This window comes from Pseudonocardia sp. D17 (genome assembly GCF_036984265.1).
GTDB lineage: Bacteria > Actinomycetota > Actinomycetes > Mycobacteriales > Pseudonocardiaceae > Pseudonocardia > Pseudonocardia benzenivorans.
In genome coordinates this window covers 14,969-33,455 of sequence record NZ_BPRG01000020.1, presented here as the reverse complement: position 1 = coordinate 33,455, position 18,487 = coordinate 14,969, and the positions used below count along the sequence as shown (strand labels likewise).

Here is an 18,487-nt window from a genome sequence, read left to right as displayed (position 1 = left end):
TCGGGGGCGGTTTGACCCCCTCTTCGGCCGCTGCGTACGCTTGACGGAACCGCGTCCGAGGATCGGCACGTTCTGCGTGCCGTCGCACGGTCGCGAGGCTGCGGGGCGGATCAGTCCGCTCGGCGGCCCACCAGCGAACCAGCACGACCGCACCACCCGATCAGACGTCCATAGCGACACGACGGCCCGGGACTCCGGCGACGTCGAGCAGGAGAGCCGACAAGTGAGCAAGGGCAAGCGCACCTTCCAGCCGAACAACCGCCGTCGGGCGCGCAAGCACGGTTTCCGGCTGCGTATGCGCACTCGCGCCGGTCGCGCCATCCTCGCTGCGCGCCGCAGCAAGGGGCGCGACAAGCTCTCGGCCTGATCAGGCTGCGGAGTGTTGCCGGCCGGGGCCCGGCTCACCCGTCGGGACGAGTTCACGACGACGATGCGGCACGGCCGTCGTAGCGGTCGCTCGCGGCTGGTCGTCCACCTCGACGTGTCGGGTTCCGACGCGCCCCGCGCCGGTTTCGTCGTCAGCAAGGCCGTCGGCAACGCGGTGGTCCGCCACCGGGTGAGCCGGCGGCTTCGCCATGTCGTGGCCCCGCGGCTCGGCGCGCTGCCCGCCGGCGCACGGCTCGTTGTCCGGGCCCTGCCCGCATCGGCGACCGCGTCGTCGGCGGAGCTGGCGGCCGATCTCGACGGCGCCCTGCGCACCGCGGTCCGTCGGCTGGCCGAACCGGCGGCCCGCCGGTGAGCGAGCACAGCCACTCTCCGGACGAGACGCCGGACGACGCGACGGTTCCCGACGCGCGGCCGTCGCCGATCGCTCGCGCACTGATCGCAGTCCTGCGCTTCTACCAGAAGTGGATCTCGCCGGCCTTCCCCCCGGTGTGCCGCTTCCATCCCACGTGCAGTGCCTACGCGGTGGAGGCGTTGCAGGTCCACGGTGTGATGCGTGGGAGTTTTCTGACGGTTCGTCGGCTTCTCCGCTGCGGACCGTGGCACCCTGGCGGACTGGACCCGGTGCCACCGCGCCGGCCCCCACGCCACGACGACGACCGACGCCCGGCCGAGGACGCGGACGCCCGTCACGGCGCCGACGACGGTGAGAACCACGAGGAGCAAGTCCGGTGCTGAACTTCATCTACTACCCGGTCTCGGCCATCCTGTGGTTCTGGCACAAGGCTTTCGGCTTCGTGTTCTCGCCGACGAGCGGGGTGGCGTGGGCGCTGGCGGTCGTCTTCCTGGTCTTCACGCTGCGCGCGATCCTGTACAAGCCGTTCGTCGGCCAGGTGCGGTCGATGCGCAAGATGCAGGAGTTCCAGCCGGAGATCCAGAAGCTCCGGAAGAAGTACGCGAACGACAAGCAGAAGATGACGCAGGAGATGCAGCGCCTGCAGAGCGAGCAGGGTGTCAACCCTGTCGGCGGCTGCCTCCCCGTCCTGATCCAGGTCCCGGTCTTCATCGGCCTGTTCCACGTCCTGCGTGAGTTCAAGCCGGGCAAGACCGAGAACTACATCTTCAACGCCGAGGACGTCCGGTCCTTCGTCGACGCGGACCTGTTCGGTGCCAAGCTCGGCGCCTCGATCGTCCCGCTGCAGGGCGCACCCAGCCTGGAGAGCCTCGGCACGACGGTCGGGCAGATGCTCGTCGTCATGATCCCGCTGATGATCATGGCGGGTGTGTTCACGCACATCACCGCCCGGCACTCGGTGGCCCGCCAGACCGAGGTGCAGGCGGCGAACCCGCAGTCGGCGATCATGAACAAGCTGATGCTGTACGTCTTTCCCATCGGCGTCGTCGTCGGTGCGCCGTTCCTGCCGTTGGCCATTCTCTTCTACTGGGTGTCGAACAACCTCTGGACGCTCGCCCAGCAGCGCATCGTCTACAAGAAGATCGACGCCGAGGAAGCCGCGAAGAAGGACAAGGCCACGGCCACGCGGCAGGCCCTGGCGCCCAAGCCGGGCCAGAAGCCGGTCCGCAACGGGTCGAAGGCCGCCGACGAGGACGAGGCCGGCTCGGACGAGGTGAACCTCACCAAGGACTCCGCCGATGCGGCGCCCGCCGATGCTCCCCCGGCCAAGAAGCCGGGCGCGAAGCCGGTGAAGCCGTCGGCGTCGGGCCAGCAGCGCGGGGCCAACAACGGCTCGCCCAACGCGCGCAACGGCCGCACCACAGGCGGAGGCTCACGGCCCTCCGCGGCCCGCAAGGGCCGAAAGCGCCGCTGACCGAAGCCACGGCCGGGCCCGTCGGGGTCCGGCGCCGGAGGTCCGGCCGCAGCTCCCCCGCTGCGGTCCCGGGCCGCCCGGACGTCAGGAAGGGAGACCCACCGTGCCGAAGACCGCCGAGGACGGTTCTGCCGACACCGCCCCGAAGCCCGCGTCGGCCGAGGAACAGCTGATCCGCGAGGGCGACATCGCGGGCGACTATCTCGAGCGCCTGCTCGACCTGCTCGACTACGACGGCGACATCGACCTCGACGTCGAGGCCGGCCGCGCCATCGTCAGCATCGACGGCGGCGAGGACCTGGACAAGCTCGTCGGCGACCGGGGCGCGGTCCTCGAGTCGTTGCAGGAGCTCACCCGGCTCGCTGTGCAGCAGGCCTCCGGCAACCGCAGCCGGCTCATGCTCGACATCGCGCAATGGCGCCAAGGGCGTCGCGACGAGTTGACGGAGCTGGGCACCCGGACCGCCAAGGAGGTCCTCGACTCCGGGCAGCCCGCCAAGCTGCGGCCCATGACCCCGTTCGAGCGCAAGGTCGTCCACGACGCCGTCTCCCGGATCAAGGGCGTCAACAGCGAGAGCGAGGGCGAGGAGCCCCGCCGTCAGGTCGTCATCTTCCGCAGTGGAGGCTGAGTCCGCTTCCCCCGTCGCGTCCCCGCCGTCGGTGGCCGCCGAGATCTTCGGCGAACGGCTGCCGGCGGCGGTTCGCTATGCGGAGCACCTGGCGACGTCGGGCGTCGATCGCGGCCTCATCGGTCCGCGTGAGACGGGTCGGCTGTGGGACCGGCACATCCTCAACTGTGCGGTCGTGAACGAAACCATCCCGGAAGGGTCCCGACTGGTCGACCTGGGTTCGGGAGCGGGCCTGCCCGGGATACCGTTGGCACTGGCGCGGCCCGACCTGCGGATCGTCCTGGTCGAGCCGCTCGCGAGGCGGGTCGACTGGCTCAACGAGGTCCTCGACGACCTGGGCCTGCCGATCGAGGTGGAACGTGGACGGGCCGAGGAGACGGACGTCCGCCGGCGATGGGGAGGTGCTGACGTGGTGACCGCCCGCGCCGTGGCCCCGCTCGCCCGACTCGCCGGATGGGCGTTACCGCTGCTGCGCACAGGTGGCAGGCTGGTGGCCGTCAAGGGCGCCTCGGCCGAACGCGAGGTCGCTCGCGACGTGGTCGCCGTCCGCAAGGCCGGTGGTGGTGAGCCGCGCGTCGTGACCTGCGGCGCAGGGCTCGTCGAGGTGCCGAGCACGGTCGTGCTCGTCGAACGGGTCGACCGGCAGCGGGCGGCTCGTTCGAGCCGGAGGAGGGAGCAGCGATCGTGACCGAGGCCGACGTTTCACGTAGAACATCGGGCGGTCCGGCGCCGAGTCCGAACTGGACCCCGATCGCCGAGGAGGCCGAGCGCGCGGCACGCATGCGTCACCCGGACCGGTACTCGATGCCCCGACCCGCACACCGCCGGGTGCTGACCGTCGCGAACCAGAAGGGCGGCGTCGGCAAGACGACGAGCACGGTGAACCTCGCCGCAGCCCTTGCGCTGCACGGCGTCCGCGTGCTCGTCGTCGATCTCGACCCGCAGGGCAACGCGAGCACGGCGCTCGGGGTCGAGCACCGTGCGGGGACGCCCTCGGTCTACGAGGCGCTGCTCGGGGAGATCTCCCTCCTGGAAGCGGCGGCCCCGAGCACCGCGTCGCCGGATCTGCTGTGCGTACCGGCGACGATCGACCTGGCCGGCGCGGAGATCGAACTCGTCAGCATGGTGGCGCGGGAGCAGCGGCTCAAGCAGGCGCTGAGCCCGGAGGTGCTCGACGAGCTGCGCGTCGACTACGTGTTCATCGACTGCCCGCCGTCCCTGGGGTTGCTGACCGTCAACGCGCTGGTGGCCGCGGAGGAGGTGCTCATCCCGATCCAGTGTGAGTACTACGCGCTGGAGGGCCTCGGGCAGCTGCTCAGCAACATCGACCTCGTCCGGTCGCACCTCAACCCGCGACTGCACGTCTCGACGATCCTGCTGACGATGTACGACGGGCGCACGAAGCTCGCCGACCAGGTCACGTCGGAGGTCCGCCAGCACTTCGGCAACGTCGCGCTGCGGACCGTCATCCCCCGCAGCGTGAAGGTCTCCGAGGCGCCGGGCTACAGCCAGACCGTCCTCGCCTACGACCCCGGCTCGCGCGGCTCGATGTCCTACGTCGACGCGGCACGCGAGATCGCGTTGCGGGGTGCGCAGATGGGTCCGGGCGGCACGGCAGGCGCAGAGACGAACGGGCGGTAGACGATGGCCGAGCGCAAGGGTGGACTGGGGCGTGGGCTCGCCGCGCTGATCCCGACCGGCCCCCCGGCCCCGGCCGAGCCTGGGACGCCGACCGCGGCGAACGTGCCGACCTCGTGGAGCTCCCGTCCCCCGGCGCCCCCGGTCGACGAGCCGATGCCCGTCGCCGGCGCGACGTACCGCGAGGTCGACGTCGATGCCATCGAGCCCAACCCCAAGCAGCCACGGACCGCGTTCGACGACGAGGCCCTCGCCGAGCTCGAGCACTCGATCCGCGAGTTCGGGCTGCTGCAGCCGGTCGTCGTGCGGGAGACCGGGCCCGGCCGGTTCCAGCTCATCATGGGCGAGCGGCGCTGGCGCGCCTCCCAGCGGGCCGGACTCGACCGCATCCCTGCGATCGTGCGTTCCACGGCCGACGATGCGCTTCTGCGCGACGCGCTGCTGGAGAACATCCACCGCGTGCAGCTCAACCCACTCGAGGAGGCCGCCGCCTACGAGCAGCTGCTCGCCGAGTTCGGCGTGACGCACAGCGAGCTGGCCGACCGGATCGGCCGTAGCCGGCCCGTCGTCACCAACATGATCCGGCTGTTGCGGCTGCCCGTCGCCGTCCAGCGTCGCGTCGCTGCCGGTGTCCTGACCGCCGGGCACGCCCGCGCGCTCCTCGGGCTCGACGACCCCGATCGTCAGGAAGAGCTCGCCGCACGGATCGTCGCCGAGGGCATGTCGGTGCGCGCGACCGAGGAGGCGGTCGTCCTCGCTCGCAACGAGACGCCCGCGCCCGTGCGGAAGAAGCGAAAGACGATCCACGCGCCCGGCGCCGAGCGTCTCGCCGAGCGTCTGGCCGATCGCTTCGACACCCGGGTCCGTGTCGAGCTGGGACAGCGGAAGGGCCGCATCGTCGTCGAGTTCGGCTCGGTCGAGGATCTCGAGCGCATCGCCGATCTCATGAACCCCGGCGACGCGCGCTGACGTGACCGGATCCGGGTCGGCGAAGGGCCATCCCAGGACTCCGGAAGATCGCCGTCGTACTGTCGGATTATCACGGGGATCGAGATGGTCTGTGCGGTACCGAACAGATAGGCGCCTCGGCGCCGGAGCCTGAGGCGAGCAACGGCCACGTTCCACCCGTGTGTGGGCTCTTCGGCGAATCGGTATGCCGCGGGGCAGGTCGATCAAACGTCCGTCTATCTGATCGACCTCGGCCGGGACTACGGCCCCTGTCCTCGCCGCGGTCGAGGAGCGGGAGTGAAGACGCCCTCCAGCGAGATGGCGCCCGGCCGGTCCGTGCGGGCGGCCCACCGGACGGACCGTGGGGCCGTTGGCGAACGTGGCCTCGCCGCGCCGCAGCCGAGAGGAGGTCCGACGCTCGGTGGAGTTGGCGGCGATCTCGTCCATCGTCGGGTCCGGCCGGCTCAAGAGCTTCCGGTCCACATGACCGGTGCAGTCGAGGTACGGCGCGCCACCGAGGCGGACCAGCCCACCGGAGACTTCGCCTGTGATCGCCGCCTGTGCCCGCCGAAGGGCGGCTCTCTCGACCGTGCGGCCACACGACCGGGTTGTTCGGCAGCTGATGCGGGATCGACGCCTGTGCCTGCCCAGCAGTCGACCGGGTCGCCGGACGGGCCTCAGCGTCCGGGGTGGAGACCGGAGTGGTGACAGCGCGACGCGCTGCTCCCGTCCGCCGTTCCTGGGGGTGTGACCCGGGGCAGCGCATGGGTCGGGTGCCCCCTGCCGGCTCCACCACGGGGCCGATGCTGACCTGGACAGCGGGCGGCGACGGCCGCTGCCGACGACGTCGCCGCGCTCTCCTCGAGGTGCATTCCCGGCGGCGGGTCGGGGCGGGGAGCGTGGAGCGGTGCCTCTTGACGCGCTCGCTTCAGGCGCGGCCTCGCCGTCCCCGACGGCGCTCCGCCGGGGTCCGCCACGCTGACACCCTTTTGCAGGAACGGCACCTTCCCGCAACTGGGCTGCGGGAAAGTGCCGTTCCTGCACTCGAGAAGCCTGGCGCAGCGCGTTTCGTGGAGTACGGCTACAGCAGATCGGAGGCCGAGGTCGTCGTTGTTGGCTGCGGACGGGTCTGGCGTGTTGAGACCGGCCAGCCCATCGCCGATTCGGTAGTGCCCGCCGAACCGCGTGTGAGGCGGCCTCGGTTTCACGTGAAACACGGGGTGCCTGTTGGTGGGTGGCTTCTCGACGTGATGTCCGGTCGGCCGTGAAGCGTGGGCACGAGGCGAGGATGGCGGAACTCACCAGTGAGGCCGGCCGGCACGGGATACTCGACTGCAGGAGCAGAGACTTGTGTTCTCGCGGGGCGACGTAGCCGACGAGGACGAGTTTCGGAGTTCGAACTCCCGACGTCCTTCCCTCTCGACGCGCTCGCTGCAGGCGCGGCTTGTCGTCGCCGTGCCGTGGAGATGGGCATCGTGCGGCCGGCCCGCGAGGCGGTCTCGTCGGTGTCAGTGGCGAAATGGGCACCCGCTGCTCGACGCCGCGCCGTTTCACGTGAAACACCGCAGCCGGTCGCCTCCGTGAGAAGGCGCTCGCCGCACTTCCAGACCGCGTCGCCTGGTTCGGGTGGACGAGCATCGGCGCGTCACTGTGGTGGGTCTCGGCACTCGACGGCTGGGGGCGAACGCCGTGGCCGTTGTCGACGGCGTCGCCCGGCAGACGGTCGAGCGACGGCGGCAGACACGGAGCCGCGCTTCTCGGTCGCGGAGCCCGGTGCGGATAGGCGGTCCTGCCGCCGCGCGCCGTGCCGGCAGCCGGCGCAGAGCGCACTGCACCCTGAGGCGGGGCATTGTGGGGCCAGCAACGTCGATGTCGGTCCGCCGCGTTTCACGTGAAACAGAGGCGTGGCGCTCCTGGCCTCGGACGCAGCTCAGTCGCTCGTTTCGTCTCGGGCCCCCCGGCGCGCAAAGGCCGCATCGCCGCGGGCCCCGTCGTGAGGAGGGGCATTCTGGGGCCAGGAACGTTGACGTCGGTCTGCGTTTCACGTGAAACACAAACGTGGCGTTCCTGGCCTCGGAGGCGGCTCAGTCGCTCTTTCGCCTCGGGTCCCCCAGCGCGCTAGGTCCGCACGTCGTCATCGCCTCCTCGGACCTGCATGCGCCAGCCGCAGTGCCGCGTTCGTCGACGGTTCGCTGCGACCGACCTCGTCGTCAAGCCGACCGTCGGGGGCACTCGTCGAACACGTCCCCCGAGCCGCTGCGGATGACGACCGCGCCGCGGGTGCCTACAAGCGATCCGGAAGCTGAGCAGGTGCCTCGGCCACGTGGGACCAAGAGCGAGCGACGGCGACCTCGACCAGGGTGCCGAGCGCCGCCGCGATCGGCCGGCTCCGGTCCGCGACGGCCTCGGCGCGTCCGTACCCGCCGGCGGCGGCCAAGAGCGGACTGGCACGGGACGGGCGCGGGGGCGGCCCTGTCGTCCTCGTGGTCCGCCCGCGACCGCGGAAATCTCCGCACGCGCAGCGGACCCGTCGACGACCCGGTCGTCGGCGAGGGGGAAGCACGACGTCCGGACGGACGTCGTGCAGGTCGGCGTCGGTCGAGTGGCGCAGCGCCCCGACTCCGCATGGATCTGCACCCGCCGCCAGGCACAGATGGCCCCGACGGTCTCGTTCGCCACGGTAGTCCCGCGGGCCGCGCGGTCGTAGCGTCGACAGTTCGTGCGACCCCTTCTCCCCCACAGCCGGCTTTGCCCGGACGCAGGCCCGCCGGGTTTGCCGAGTACGCGGGATCAGGCGCGGGCGACGGCGACGTCGACCAGGGCGGCGAAGAGGTCGCCGAGATCGAGGTCGGCCGCGGCGGCTGCGATCGGGAGGAGCGAGGTGTCGGTCAGGCCGGGCGACACGTTCAGCTCGAGGATCTGGACGTTCCCGTCGGCGTCGACGACGGCATCCATGCGGGACAGGTCGCGGAGCCCGAGGAGGCGGTGCGCGGCCAGGGCTGCGTCCTGAACCCGGGCGAGGACGTCGGGAGCCAGCCGCGCAGGGCAGTGGAAGTCGGTGCTGCCCGGCGTGTAGCGAGCGGTGTAGTCGTAGACACCGCCCAGCGGCTCGACCTCGACCGGCGGGAGCACCTGAGGCTCCCCGTCGGTCTCGACGACCGCGACGGCGACCTCGGTGCCGTCGATGAATCGCTCGGCGAGGACGGTGTCGCTGTAGGCCAGGCAGCTGACCATCACCGAGGGCAGGTCTTCCACCGTCGTGACGACCTGTGCCCCGAGTGCGGAGCCGCCCTGGTCGGGCTTGAGCATGAGCGGCAGCCCGAGCTTGTCGACCATCGCGTCGAGCACGCTGCGTGCTCCGAGCTCGCGGAAGGTGGCGTGTGGCAGCGCGACCCAGTCGGGAGTGTCGAGGCCGGCGCGGCGGAGCTCCGACTTGGCAGTCGGCTTGTCCCAGACGCGTCGGCACGCGGGGGCGCGAGAACCGACGAACGGGACGCCGAGCAGTTCGAGGACCGCCTGGATCGCGCCGTTCTCCCCTTCCCCGCCGTGCAGTGCGATGACGACCGCGTCGGGCCGCTCGACGCGCAGACGCTCGACGAGGGAGGAGTCGACGTCCCATTCGAAGACCGTCGCCCCCGCGGCACGCAGTGAGCCCGCGACGCGACGGCCGGACCGCAGCGAGACTTCTCGTTCGTGCGAGAGCCCGCCGGCCAGTACGGCAACGATCCGGTCCGTCACGACAGCTCCTCGATCGTCGGGCGCGAGCGCCGACGTTTCACGTGAAACAACCTCAGGCGGTGTCGGGCGACGGTGCACCCGGTCCCGGCTTCAGGCTCGCGGCCCGGGTCGGTACGCCGAAGGTTCTCATGACGTCGAGCTCGGCGGTCAGCACGCCCGCCAGCCGCCGGACACCCTCGGTGATGCGCTCGGGCGTCGGGTAGCAGAACGAGAGCCGGAGCTGGCGGCTGCCGTAGCCGTCGGCGTAGAAGCCGGTCCCGGACGCGTACGCAACCCGGGCGGTGACGGCGCGCGGGAGCATCGCCTTCGTGTCCACCCCCTCGGGCACGGTGAGCCAGACGTAGAACCCGCCGTCGGGCACGTTCCAACTGCAGCCCGGGGGCAGGTACGTCTCGAGGGCGGAGAGCATGGCGTCGCGCCGCTCCCGGTAGGCCTCGGTGAACGTCTTGATCTGGCTCTGCCAGTCCTGCGTCTGCAGGTAGCGGCTGACGATCATCTGGTTGAACGTCGGGGGGCACAGGGTGGCGGACTCCGCGGCGAGGACCAGCCGGTCCCGCACCGCCGGCGGCACGAGCGCCCAGCCGACCCGCAGACCCGAGGCGAAGGTCTTCGAGAACGACCCGAGGTACACCACGTTGCGGTCCAGCGACCGCAGCGCCGGGTAGATCGTCCCGGAGAAACCGAGCAGCCCGTAGGGGTTGTCCTCGACGACGGCGACCCCGTACGAGGCGCAGATCTCCAGGATCTCCGGGCGCCGCTCCACGGCGAGCGTGACGCCCGCAGGGTTGTGGAAGTTCGGGATCGTGTACAGGAACTTGGGTGTGATCCCTTGCCGCGCAAGGGATTCGAGCGCACTCCGCAGGAGCGAGGGCACGAGTCCGTGCGCGTCCATCTCGATGTGGACGACGCGCGCCTGGTAGGCCGCGAACGAGCCGAGCGCACCCACGTACGACGGGCCCTCGGCCAGCACCACGTCGCCCGGGTCGCAGTAGATCCGGGTGATCAGGTCGAGCGCCATCTGGGAACCGACGGTGACGACGACGTCGGACGGGTCGGCGTTGATGCCCTCGAGGCGCATGACCTCGCAGATCTGCTCGCGCAGCGCGGGAGTGCCCTGCGCCGAGCCGTACTGCAGCGCGGTCTGTCCCTCGGCCGCGACGAGCTCGCCGACCTCGGAGGCCAAGGCGTCCAACGGGAGCGCGGCGAGGTTGGGCATCCCGCCGGCGAGCGAGACGACCTCCGGCCGGCTCGCGACCGCGAACAGGGCCCGGATCTCCGATGCCGTCATGCCCGCGGTCCGTGCCGCGAAACGACCGGTCGGTGCTGCCGCTGCTGCGGCGGTCCCGAGGTCGCGCGGATCAGGAACGGCGGACGGGACGAGCACCTGGGTCCTCCCGGAGGCGGGTCGGAACACGATCGGACCGGCCGAGTGTAACCAGGACGGGGGAACGCCCTGCCCTTCGGCGAGGCTGGGGGTCCGGTCGCAGCACATTCCCTGTCGATACCGACTGGATCGATCTAAGCTCGGGAGCGCCCGGCCTGTCCGGACGCACACCATGCGCTCGTCTCCTGCTGCCGGAGGTTGACTTGTCCTGGCACGTCGCCAGCATCACTCTGGACAATCTGCACGAGCTTCCCAAGCGCTGCCGTACGTGCGTCTTCTGGGAGCTCTCGGATCACCTGGGCAAGCAGGCCCGTGACTTCGGCTCGACGGAGTTCGAGAAGGAGGCCTGGGTGTCCGGCGTCCTGCTCGAATGGGGCAGCTGCGGCAAGATCGTCCACGTCAAGGGCGCGCCCGCGGGCTACGTGATGTACGCGCCGCCGTCGGCGGTCCCCCGCGCGGCCGAGATGCCCACGGGCCCGGTCAGCGCCGACGCCGTCCTGCTCACGACCATGCAGGTGCTACCCGAGTTCGCGGGCGAGGGTCTCGGCCGGATGTTGGCGCAGGCCGTCGTCAAGGACCTGACGCGGCGCGGGGTCAAGGCCGTCGAGGTGTTCGGCGACGCCCGGCCCGGCACCGAGCCGAGCTGCGTCATCCCTGCGGAGTTCCTGCGGGGCGTCGGCTTCAAGACGATCCGTCCCCACCCGCGGTGGCCGCGGCTGCGTATGGAGCTGCGCGCGGCGATGGAGTGGAAGGAGGACGTCGAGGCCGCCCTCGAGCAGATCCTCGGCAGCGTCACGATCCCGCTGCAGTCCGCGCCGCCGGTCGAGCAGATCGTCCCGGCGCGCTAGACACCGGGCACCGCCGACGGGCCCGCTGCCGGCCTGCCGCCTGGGCGGCTCAGATCGCCTTGGCCTCGTTGCGGCCGATCTCGCGGGCCAGCACGTCGGAGAAGGTGAACGTGCCGGTCGGCTGGTCGTCCTGGCCCAACAGGTAGAGCCGCTTCACCGCGACGAGGATGCCCTCGGCGACGACGTCGCGGAACTCGGGCCGCAGGAGCTTGCGCCGGTCGCCCAGGTTGGACAGGTAGCCGACCTCGACGCGCACCGTCGGCATCCGCGTGAGGCGCAGCAGCTCCCACGTCCGTCCCTGGCTGCCGCAGTCGAGCATCGACGTCCGGCTCAGCAGCTCGCGCTGGATCAGCCCGGCAAGGGCCTCCCCCACGGTCGACGTCGGCCCGGACCCGCTGCCGAAATGGAAGGTCGCGAGCCCCTGGGCGTGCATGCTGCGGTTCGCGTCCGTGTGCAGGGAGAGCACGAGATCGGCGTTGGCGCTGTTGGCGAACGCGGCCCGCTCCGCCTCGGGTGGGCAGGTGTCCTCGCGACGCGTGAGCATCGCCTCCATGCCCGTCGCCGCCATCCGGCCCACCAGCCGCCGGGCCAGGTCCCACATCAGGTCGGCCTCGTTGACCCCGCTGACGACGACACCGGTGTCCGGCCCGCCGTGACCCGGGTCGACGACGATGCGTTTGCCGCGCATCCGAGGGCCGGCCCTGCGCAGCAGCTCCTGCTCACGCAGCAGCCCCGGACGTCCGCCGGTGACCTTGCGGCCCAGCTGGCGCAGGGCGCGCAACGTCTGCGGCCCGCACACGCCGTCGGGCACGAGCCCGTAGTCGCGCTGGAAGCCCTTGAGGCCGCGCTCGGTCTGGTCGTCGAAGACACCGCCGGGACGTCCGACGTCGTACCCCAGCTCGAGGAGACGCTCCTGCAACGTGACGACATCGTCGCCACTCATCGGGGCGGAGATGAGGAGTGCGAGCATGCGGTCGCCGAGCTTCCAGCCGGCCTCGCGCAGCGCGCGGTAGGTGGCGGGCCCCACGACACCGTCGGTGATGAGGCCGCGGCGCTGCTGGAAGGCGCGTACCGCCTGCTCGACGTGCTCGTCGAACAGCTGCTCCGCGGGACCGCCGGGGGGCGCCTGCTGCCCGGCGGGAAGCCCGTAGCGGGCCAGCATCCCCCGGATCTCGGCGACCGCCGGACCACTGTCTCCGCGGCGGAGCAGCTGCATGCACCCTCGCTCGATCGTCGTCAGACCCCGCCGCCGGCGGCGTGCGGACGGCGCCCATTGTGCCCTGCGGTACCCCTACCGAGGGACAGCGGGGCGTGAACGGGCGTGTCCCACTCGTGACCTGTGGGGGCAACCATCGTCCACCTGGCGCAACGCACGAGTCCGGCCGGCCCACCGATGCGGGCCGGCCGGACTCGGTCGACAGTGGCGCGAACCTCAGCCGATGTAATCGGCCAGATCGGACAGCAGCGCGGCCTTGGGCCGGGCGCCGACGATCGTCTTCACCGGCTTGCCGTCCTTGAAGAGGATCATGGTCGGGATCGACATGACCTGATAGGCCGCGGCGGTCTTCGAGTTGACGTCGATGTCGAGCTTCGCGACCGTCAGCTTGTCGGAGTGCTCGCCGGCGATCTCGTCGAGAACCGGGGCGACCATCTTGCACGGACCGCACCAGGTGGCCCAGAAGTCCACGAGGACCGTCTTGTCGCTCTTCAGGACGTCCGCCTCGAACGAGGCGTCGGTGACGTCCACGGTGTTGTTGCCCATCGTGTTTCTGCCCTTCACGAGATGGTCGACGGAGGTGGTCTGTCGGTCGGGAGCGGCGCCCGCGTCAGTGCCGCGTCAGTGCCGCGTCAGTGCCGCGTCAGTGCCGCGTCAGTGCGCGGCAGCCGCTGCCTCGGGAGCCGCGGTGCCGTAGCCGCCGCCCGCCAGCTCGGCCGGGATCGGCGCCTCGGCGAGCCAGCGCTCGGCGTCGATCGCCGCGGAACAGCCCGAGCCCGCCGCCGTGATCGCCTGCCGGTAGGTGTGGTCGACGAGGTCACCACATGCGAAGACACCCTCGACGGCGGTGCGCGTCGACGGGGAGTCGACCCTCACGTACCCGTCGTCGTCCACGTCGAGGACATCACGGACCAGCTCGCTGCGCGGGTCGTGTCCGATCGCGACGAACATCCCCGTCACGTCGAGCGTCGACTCCTCGCCGGTCACGGTGTCGCGCAGGCGCAGGTGCGCCACCGACCCGTCGCCGTCGACGCGGACGACCTCGGCGTTGGTGCGCCACTTGATCTTCGGGTCGTTCTGGGCGCGCTCGAGCATGATGCGCGAGGCCCGGAACTCCTCCCGGCGGTGCACGATCGTCACCGAGCGGGCGAATCGGGTGAGGAAGGTGGCCTCCTCCATCGCGGAGTCGCCGCCGCCGATGACGGCGATGTCCTGCTCGCGGAAGAAGAACCCGTCACACGTGGCACAGGCCGAGACGCCGCGGCCGAGGAGCTCCTGCTCGCCGGGGACGCCCAGGTAGCGCGCAGCGGCACCCATCGCGAGGATGACGGCGCGGGCCCGGTAGGTCTCGCCGTGAGCGGTGACGCTCTTGACGGGGCCGGTGAGGTCGACGGAGTCGACGTCCTCGGAGCGCAGCTCCGCGCCGAAACGCTTGGCCTGGTTGCGCATCTGCTCCATGAGCTCCGGGCCCATGATCCCGTCGGTGAAGCCCGGGTAGTTCTCCACCTCGGTCGTCGTCATGAGGGCGCCGCCGAACTGGGACCCCTCGAACACGAGCGGCGCGAGCTGGGCGCGCGCGGCGTAGACGGCAGCCGTGTAGCCGGCCGGGCCCGACCCGATGATGATCAGTTCCCGGACGTCGTCGGTGCTCACCGCAGCAGTCCCTTCCCCGTACGTCGGGGCGAGCCGGTCGGCCCGCCATCCGGTTGAGTCAACGCGAGTCTAGAAGTGGTCATTCCCCGTGGAGGCCCCGGTCACGTCGGGGTGGTCACCGCGCGACGACCCGGTCGGCCAGCACGTGCCCGCCGCCGGAACCGCACTCCGGATCGACGACGAGCAGCCGGAACCGGCCGAGCTCCCCGGTCGGCAGGACCAGCAGGACCCCGGGAGCCCCGTCGACCAGCACCCGGCGCGTCGCGAGCGCGGGTGCCGGTGGCGTGCTCGCGGTGGACGCCGAGGGTGCGCGCACCGGGGGCGTCGCGACGCCCACCGCGGCCAGGCATGCAGCCTGCCGTGCGGGGTCGGACAACGGTCCCTCGGGTACGGCCGAGGGCGCCGCGGCCGCCCGGAGCGTGTCCGGATCCCGCGGCGTCCCGCTCGGCGACCACCACAGCACTCCTCCGACGACGGCCAGCACCACCGCGGCGACCCCCGTCCCGGCCCGGACGCGGTGCGACGGGCGTCCTCCGGGTCGGTCGGGGGCTTCCCGACGACGTCGCCCCCGGCCGCCGAGGAACCGCGCCGCTCGTGTCGAGCCCGGCATGCGCGGCGCGGCTGCCCCGGTCGTGATCGTCGAGCCGGGTCCCGGCCGCGGGTCGCGATGCGCGACCGGAGTGTCCGGCCTGCCGTCGGCAGGAGGTGTGTTCCCGGGGGCGGACGGAGCCGGGCCGCCGCGATCCCGCACCGTCCCCGGACGCGTCGTCGCGCGTACTGGGCGTCCGGAAGGGCCCTCCACGGGCTGGGAGGCCGCCGACGGGGAGAGAGCGGGTGGGGGCGCTGCTGGGTCGGACACCGCGGGTCGGGTTGGCGCCGGGTCGGACAGCCCGGGTCGGGGCGCTGCCGAGTCGGACGCGACGGGCCCGGGCACCCCGGCTGGCGACACGACAGGTTGCGACACGACGGGCGGGGGCGCGGCAGGCGCGGGCGCGGCGGGTTGGGGCCCGGCGGGTTGGGGCCCGATGGGTTGGGGCCCGACGGGTTGGGCCGCTGCCGGGTTGCGGGCCGTGGGGCCCGCGGGTGTCGGGTTGGGGACCGCGGGTCCGGGCCTGGCCGCGGGCTGCGACTCGGTGGGCTGCGACTCGGTGGGCTGCGACTCGGTGGGCTGCGACTCGGTGGGCTCGGGCACACCGGGTTGGGACACCGCGAGCTGGGACGCGGCGGGCTGGGCCGCGGCGGGCTGCGAACCGTCGGGTTGGGGCGCTGCGGGGGTGGACGCTGCGGGTTGGGGCGCTGCGGGGGTGGACGCTGCGGGTTGGGGCGTTGCCGGGGTGGACGCTGCGGGTTGGGGCGCTGCGGGCGTGGACGCTGCGGGTTGGGGCGTTGCCGGGGTGGACACCGCGGGTTGGGGCGCTGCGGGCGTGGACGCTGCGGGCTGGAGCGTCGTCGGGTCGGACCCCGCAGGCTCGTACACCGCGGGCTGTGCCGATCCGGGAACCACCGGGTGGGTGCCGGGGGCCCGTAGCGCCGCGGGTGTACGTCCGGAGTGCCGCAGGACATCGGCCGGCGCCGGGTACGGTTCCGCGCCCTCGGCTCGCAGCGCGGCAACGGCGTCGAGGATGCCGGTGCGGACGTCGTCCGGCATCGGGTCGCGGACGACGGCGCCGAGCTCGGACCGCACCGCGGAGAGGGCGGAGAGGACCCGTGCGGCGTCCGGGTCGGTACCGGCAGCCGCGAGCAGGTCGCAGGAGCAGTCGCCGTCGCAGCACGATCCGGCGTCGAGCTCGGCGAGGCGCAGGTGCGCGGACCAGGTCATCAGGACTCCTCGCGCAGGTGGCCGAGCAGGGTCGCGAGCCGCAGCCGGCCCCGCGCGCAACGGCTCTTCACGGTGCCCGTGGGCACGTCGAGGATCCGCGCCGCCTCGGCGACCGGGTGGCCCAGCACGTCGACGAGCTCGATCGCGAGCCGTTGGTCGACGGGCAACGTCGCGAGCGCCTGGGTCACGTCGAGGCGGGTGGCGACGGCGCGGCCGGGATCGGGGCGTCCGTCGGGGACGTCGTGCTCGGGCAGGGGGACGGTCCGCCGCCGTTGCGCGCGCCGGAGCCGGTCGAGGCAGACGTTGACGAGGATCCGGTGCAACCAGGTGCTCAGTGCGGCCTCGCCGCGAAAACCGTCAAGCCGACGAAAAGCTGTGAGCAGGGATTCCTGCACCGCGTCACGGGCTTCCTCCCGATCCCGCAGCACCCCCAACGCGACCGCCCACAGCCGGTCGCCGTGGCGGCGCACCAGCTCGTCGAAGGCCTGCGGGTCCCCCGCGCGGTGTGCCGCGACGAGGGCCACGTCGTCGAGGGCGGGGGCGGACACGCGGGCACGCTAGGTCGGCGGAGCCCGCCGTCGAGCGGGTTCGGCCGAGGTGTTCGCAGGCGCGAGCGGTCAGACGCCCGCGCGCTGGAAGGTCATCTCGTCGATCTCGGTGACGTGGGTGTCGCCGTCGCCGCCGAGCTTGGTGATCCAGACCAGCAGGTGCTGGACGGGCTGGCTCTGGGCCAGCGAGACCTGGGTGACGCCGGACTGCAGGGTCGCCCGCGCGATCGGCACGGTGTCGGCGAGGTCCGCGTCGGCGCTGGTGGCCGACCGGATCTCCACGATCGTGCCGTTGCTCGGCGACTCGATCGACAGGCTCGACAGCTGCACTGCCGACGCGAAGGACACCATGACGCCGACCCCGGGCTTGAGCGCGGGGAACTGCTGCCGGTACTCGTAGGTCCGCCAGCTCGTCGTGGGGTTCCCGTCGATGACACGAGAAATGCGGCCGGCGTTGTCCGGGTCGGACGTCGTGTCGAAGACCTCGACGCCCGCGGGGGCGACGGCGCTGGTCGCGGCGGGTGGCGCCTGTTGCGGCGCAGCACCGGCCACGACCCCGCCGCCGGGCGCCGTCGGCGCGCTGACGACGATCTTCGGGGCCCCGGACGAGTCGCCGAAGACAGACCCGAGCACCAGCCCGAGGTAGCCGAGCACCACGAGCACCCCGACCCCGAGGACGACGAGCCCGATCATCAGCTTGCGGCGGCGGTCGGGGTCCGGGGGGCGCCGGGCGCGCGACGAGTCCTGCCAGACGTCGCCGGGCGCGGGCGGCAGCCCGTCGTGCACCGGCGGGAAGAGGGCGTTCTTGTCGTCCTCGCTGACGACCTCGGACAGCATCCGGTGCACGGCCGCTGCGGTCCGGACACGTTTGAGGCTCGTGGTGTCGCCGTCGGAGTCGGGAGCCAGTGCGCCGACCGCGACCGCGTCGAGCTCCACCGGCACACCGGGCCGCACGTCGGAGGGCGGGACGACCGGTCCCGTGAGCTCGGCGTCCTTGCCCTGTGTGGCGGCCGCGGAGCCGGTCGGCCGGCATCGTTCCGCGACCTCCATGCCCGCGCGCGCCGCGTCGGCACCCGAGAGCGCCCACCTGCCGGTGAGCAGTGCGTAGAGGACGGCGCCGATACCGCGCACGTCGTCGGCGGGGGTGACGTCGGGGCGAGCGAGCACGAAGGTGAGCTGGGCGCGCCCGTCGGAGCTGATGCGGATGCGCTGGGGATGGTCGCAGCCGAGGACGAGGCCGTGCCGGTGCGCGGCGGCGGCGGCGTCGGCGAGCGGCTCGACCATCCGGGCGGCGGTCATCGGGCGCAGCATCCCGTCGGCGAGGACCTCGGCGAGGCTGCGGCCGCCCGTCCACTCGCTCACGGCCGCGCCGAGCACGTCTGCGGGCAGGGCTGCGCCGCCGGGGGCGAGGACGTCGAGCAGCCGGGCGGCGCCGCGGTGCTCGAAGCTGCCGGTGCGCAGCGCGCGCACGATCATCTCGCCGGCGCGGGCGGTGCCGTCGGGGTCGTCGGACTCGGGATCGGTGGCGAGCCGGCGCAAGAGGGTCACAGCCACGTCGCGGCGCAGGACGGTGTCCTCGGCGAGCCAGAACTCGGCGCCGGCGGCCGGCTCGGTGCCGAGCTTCTCGGTGAGGCGGTAGCGGCCCGCCAGGGTCGTCCCCGCGTCGGTGGCGGGCTGCCCGTCGGGCGGTGGGGCGGCAGGCCGGCCCGGCTGGGCGGGGACGGTCGCCATCACGGTGCGCGCGGACGCGGACTGCTCCTCCGTCTGCCCGCTCACCAGCGCCGCCTCCCCCTGCGGACGCAGCTCACACGTCCGGTTACGACTCCCCCGGGCAAGCCTACGACAGCGGCGGGC

At 72.4% G+C, this 18,487-nt stretch carries 17 protein-coding genes; 9 read left to right on the top strand and 8 right to left on the bottom strand.

Annotation, left to right across the window (positions count from 1 at the left end; genetic code table 11):
• Positions 1-223: 223 nt before the first annotated feature.
• The 8 genes from rpmH to PSD17_RS02995 all read left to right on the top strand — a co-directional run bounded on the left by rpmH (position 224) and on the right by PSD17_RS02995 (position 5,448).
• A complete protein-coding gene (gene rpmH, locus PSD17_RS03030; protein ID WP_013678662.1) occupies positions 224-367 on the top strand; it encodes a 50S ribosomal protein L34 in 144 nt (47 codons plus the stop codon).
• A gap of 12 nt (positions 368-379) precedes the next feature.
• Positions 380-739: a ribonuclease P protein component gene (gene rnpA, locus PSD17_RS03025; RefSeq protein WP_013678661.1), complete on the top strand. Its 360-nt coding sequence runs from the start codon at positions 380-382 to the stop codon at positions 737-739.
• Complete coding sequence (gene yidD, locus PSD17_RS03020) at positions 736-1,122, top strand: membrane protein insertion efficiency factor YidD (RefSeq protein ID WP_013678660.1); 387 nt, start codon at positions 736-738, stop codon at positions 1,120-1,122. The genes rnpA and yidD overlap by 4 nt, the downstream gene beginning before the upstream one ends.
• On the top strand, positions 1,116-2,213 hold the full coding sequence (gene yidC / locus PSD17_RS03015; RefSeq protein ID WP_013678659.1) for a membrane protein insertase YidC: 1,098 nt from the start codon (positions 1,116-1,118) through the stop codon (positions 2,211-2,213). The genes yidD and yidC overlap by 7 nt, the downstream gene beginning before the upstream one ends.
• A gap of 103 nt (positions 2,214-2,316) precedes the next feature.
• Complete coding sequence (locus PSD17_RS03010; RefSeq protein WP_013678658.1) at positions 2,317-2,841, top strand: Jag family protein; 525 nt, start codon at positions 2,317-2,319, stop codon at positions 2,839-2,841.
• Entirely contained in the window at positions 2,831-3,529 is a 699-nt protein-coding gene (gene rsmG, locus PSD17_RS03005; RefSeq protein ID WP_041760213.1) for a 16S rRNA (guanine(527)-N(7))-methyltransferase RsmG, read from the top strand. The genes PSD17_RS03010 and rsmG overlap by 11 nt, the downstream gene beginning before the upstream one ends.
• A 92-nt stretch (positions 3,530-3,621) precedes the next feature.
• Complete coding sequence (locus PSD17_RS03000; RefSeq protein ID WP_013678656.1) at positions 3,622-4,482, top strand: ParA family protein; 861 nt, start codon at positions 3,622-3,624, stop codon at positions 4,480-4,482.
• Between the two features lie 3 nt (positions 4,483-4,485).
• Positions 4,486-5,448: a ParB/RepB/Spo0J family partition protein gene (locus tag PSD17_RS02995; protein ID WP_013678655.1), complete on the top strand. Its 963-nt coding sequence runs from the start codon at positions 4,486-4,488 to the stop codon at positions 5,446-5,448.
• A gap of 2,769 nt (positions 5,449-8,217) precedes the next feature.
• Here the strand turns inward: PSD17_RS02995 and PSD17_RS02990 are convergent.
• Together PSD17_RS02990 and PSD17_RS02985 are read right to left on the bottom strand one after the other, a co-directional pair.
• A complete protein-coding gene (locus PSD17_RS02990; protein WP_339121376.1) occupies positions 8,218-9,165 on the bottom strand; it encodes a D-alanine--D-alanine ligase family protein in 948 nt (315 codons plus the stop codon).
• Positions 9,166-9,217: 52 nt separating this feature from the next.
• The gene (locus PSD17_RS02985; protein ID WP_339121374.1) at positions 9,218-10,723 is read right to left on the bottom strand and encodes an aminotransferase-like domain-containing protein; all 1,506 of its coding nucleotides are present in this window, start codon (positions 10,721-10,723) and stop codon (positions 9,218-9,220) included.
• Positions 10,724-10,752: 29 nt separating this feature from the next.
• Here PSD17_RS02985 and PSD17_RS02980 point away from each other — a divergent pair, with 29 nt between their 5' ends.
• Positions 10,753-11,397 carry a GNAT family N-acetyltransferase gene (locus PSD17_RS02980; protein WP_013678651.1) on the top strand — a complete coding sequence of 215 codons (645 nt, stop codon included), beginning with the start codon at positions 10,753-10,755 and terminating at the stop codon, positions 11,395-11,397.
• A 49-nt stretch (positions 11,398-11,446) separates the two neighbouring features.
• Here PSD17_RS02980 and PSD17_RS02975 read toward each other — a convergent pair whose 3' ends face one another.
• The 6 genes from PSD17_RS02975 to PSD17_RS02950 form a co-directional block, all read right to left on the bottom strand.
• A complete protein-coding gene (locus PSD17_RS02975; protein ID WP_013678650.1) occupies positions 11,447-12,613 on the bottom strand; it encodes an N-acetylmuramoyl-L-alanine amidase in 1,167 nt (388 codons plus the stop codon).
• A 216-nt stretch (positions 12,614-12,829) separates the two neighbouring features.
• Positions 12,830-13,159 carry a thioredoxin gene (gene trxA, locus PSD17_RS02970; RefSeq protein WP_013678649.1) on the bottom strand — a complete coding sequence of 110 codons (330 nt, stop codon included), beginning with the start codon at positions 13,157-13,159 and terminating at the stop codon, positions 12,830-12,832.
• A 108-nt stretch (positions 13,160-13,267) separates the two neighbouring features.
• Entirely contained in the window at positions 13,268-14,266 is a 999-nt protein-coding gene (trxB, locus tag PSD17_RS02965) for a thioredoxin-disulfide reductase (protein WP_103383152.1), read from the bottom strand.
• A gap of 115 nt (positions 14,267-14,381) precedes the next feature.
• The gene (locus tag PSD17_RS02960) at positions 14,382-14,753 is read right to left on the bottom strand and encodes a hypothetical protein (protein WP_339121369.1); all 372 of its coding nucleotides are present in this window, start codon (positions 14,751-14,753) and stop codon (positions 14,382-14,384) included.
• Between the two features lie 1,331 nt (positions 14,754-16,084).
• Positions 16,085-16,633, bottom strand: coding sequence for an RNA polymerase sigma factor SigM (gene sigM, locus PSD17_RS02955; protein WP_013678646.1), 549 nt, complete (start codon positions 16,631-16,633; stop codon positions 16,085-16,087).
• A 69-nt stretch (positions 16,634-16,702) separates the two neighbouring features.
• Positions 16,703-18,409, bottom strand: coding sequence for a protein kinase family protein (locus tag PSD17_RS02950; protein ID WP_339121367.1), 1,707 nt, complete (start codon positions 18,407-18,409; stop codon positions 16,703-16,705).
• Positions 18,410-18,487: the final 78 nt, after the last annotated feature.

Excerpts from the sequence above, each read along its gene's own strand:
- PSD17_RS03000 (WP_013678656.1), top strand. The coding sequence starts at position 3,622 with ATGCGTCACCCGGACCGGTACTCGATGCCCCGACCCGCACACCGCCGG.
- PSD17_RS02995 (WP_013678655.1), top strand. The coding sequence starts at position 4,486 with ATGGCCGAGCGCAAGGGTGGACTGGGGCGTGGGCTCGCCGCGCTGATC.
- PSD17_RS02985 (WP_339121374.1), bottom strand. The coding sequence starts at position 10,723 with ATGGTGTGCGTCCGGACAGGCCGGGCGCTCCCGAGCTTAGATCGATCC.
- PSD17_RS02975 (WP_013678650.1), bottom strand. The coding sequence starts at position 12,613 with ATGCAGCTGCTCCGCCGCGGAGACAGTGGTCCGGCGGTCGCCGAGATC.
- trxA (WP_013678649.1), bottom strand. The coding sequence starts at position 13,159 with ATGGGCAACAACACCGTGGACGTCACCGACGCCTCGTTCGAGGCGGAC.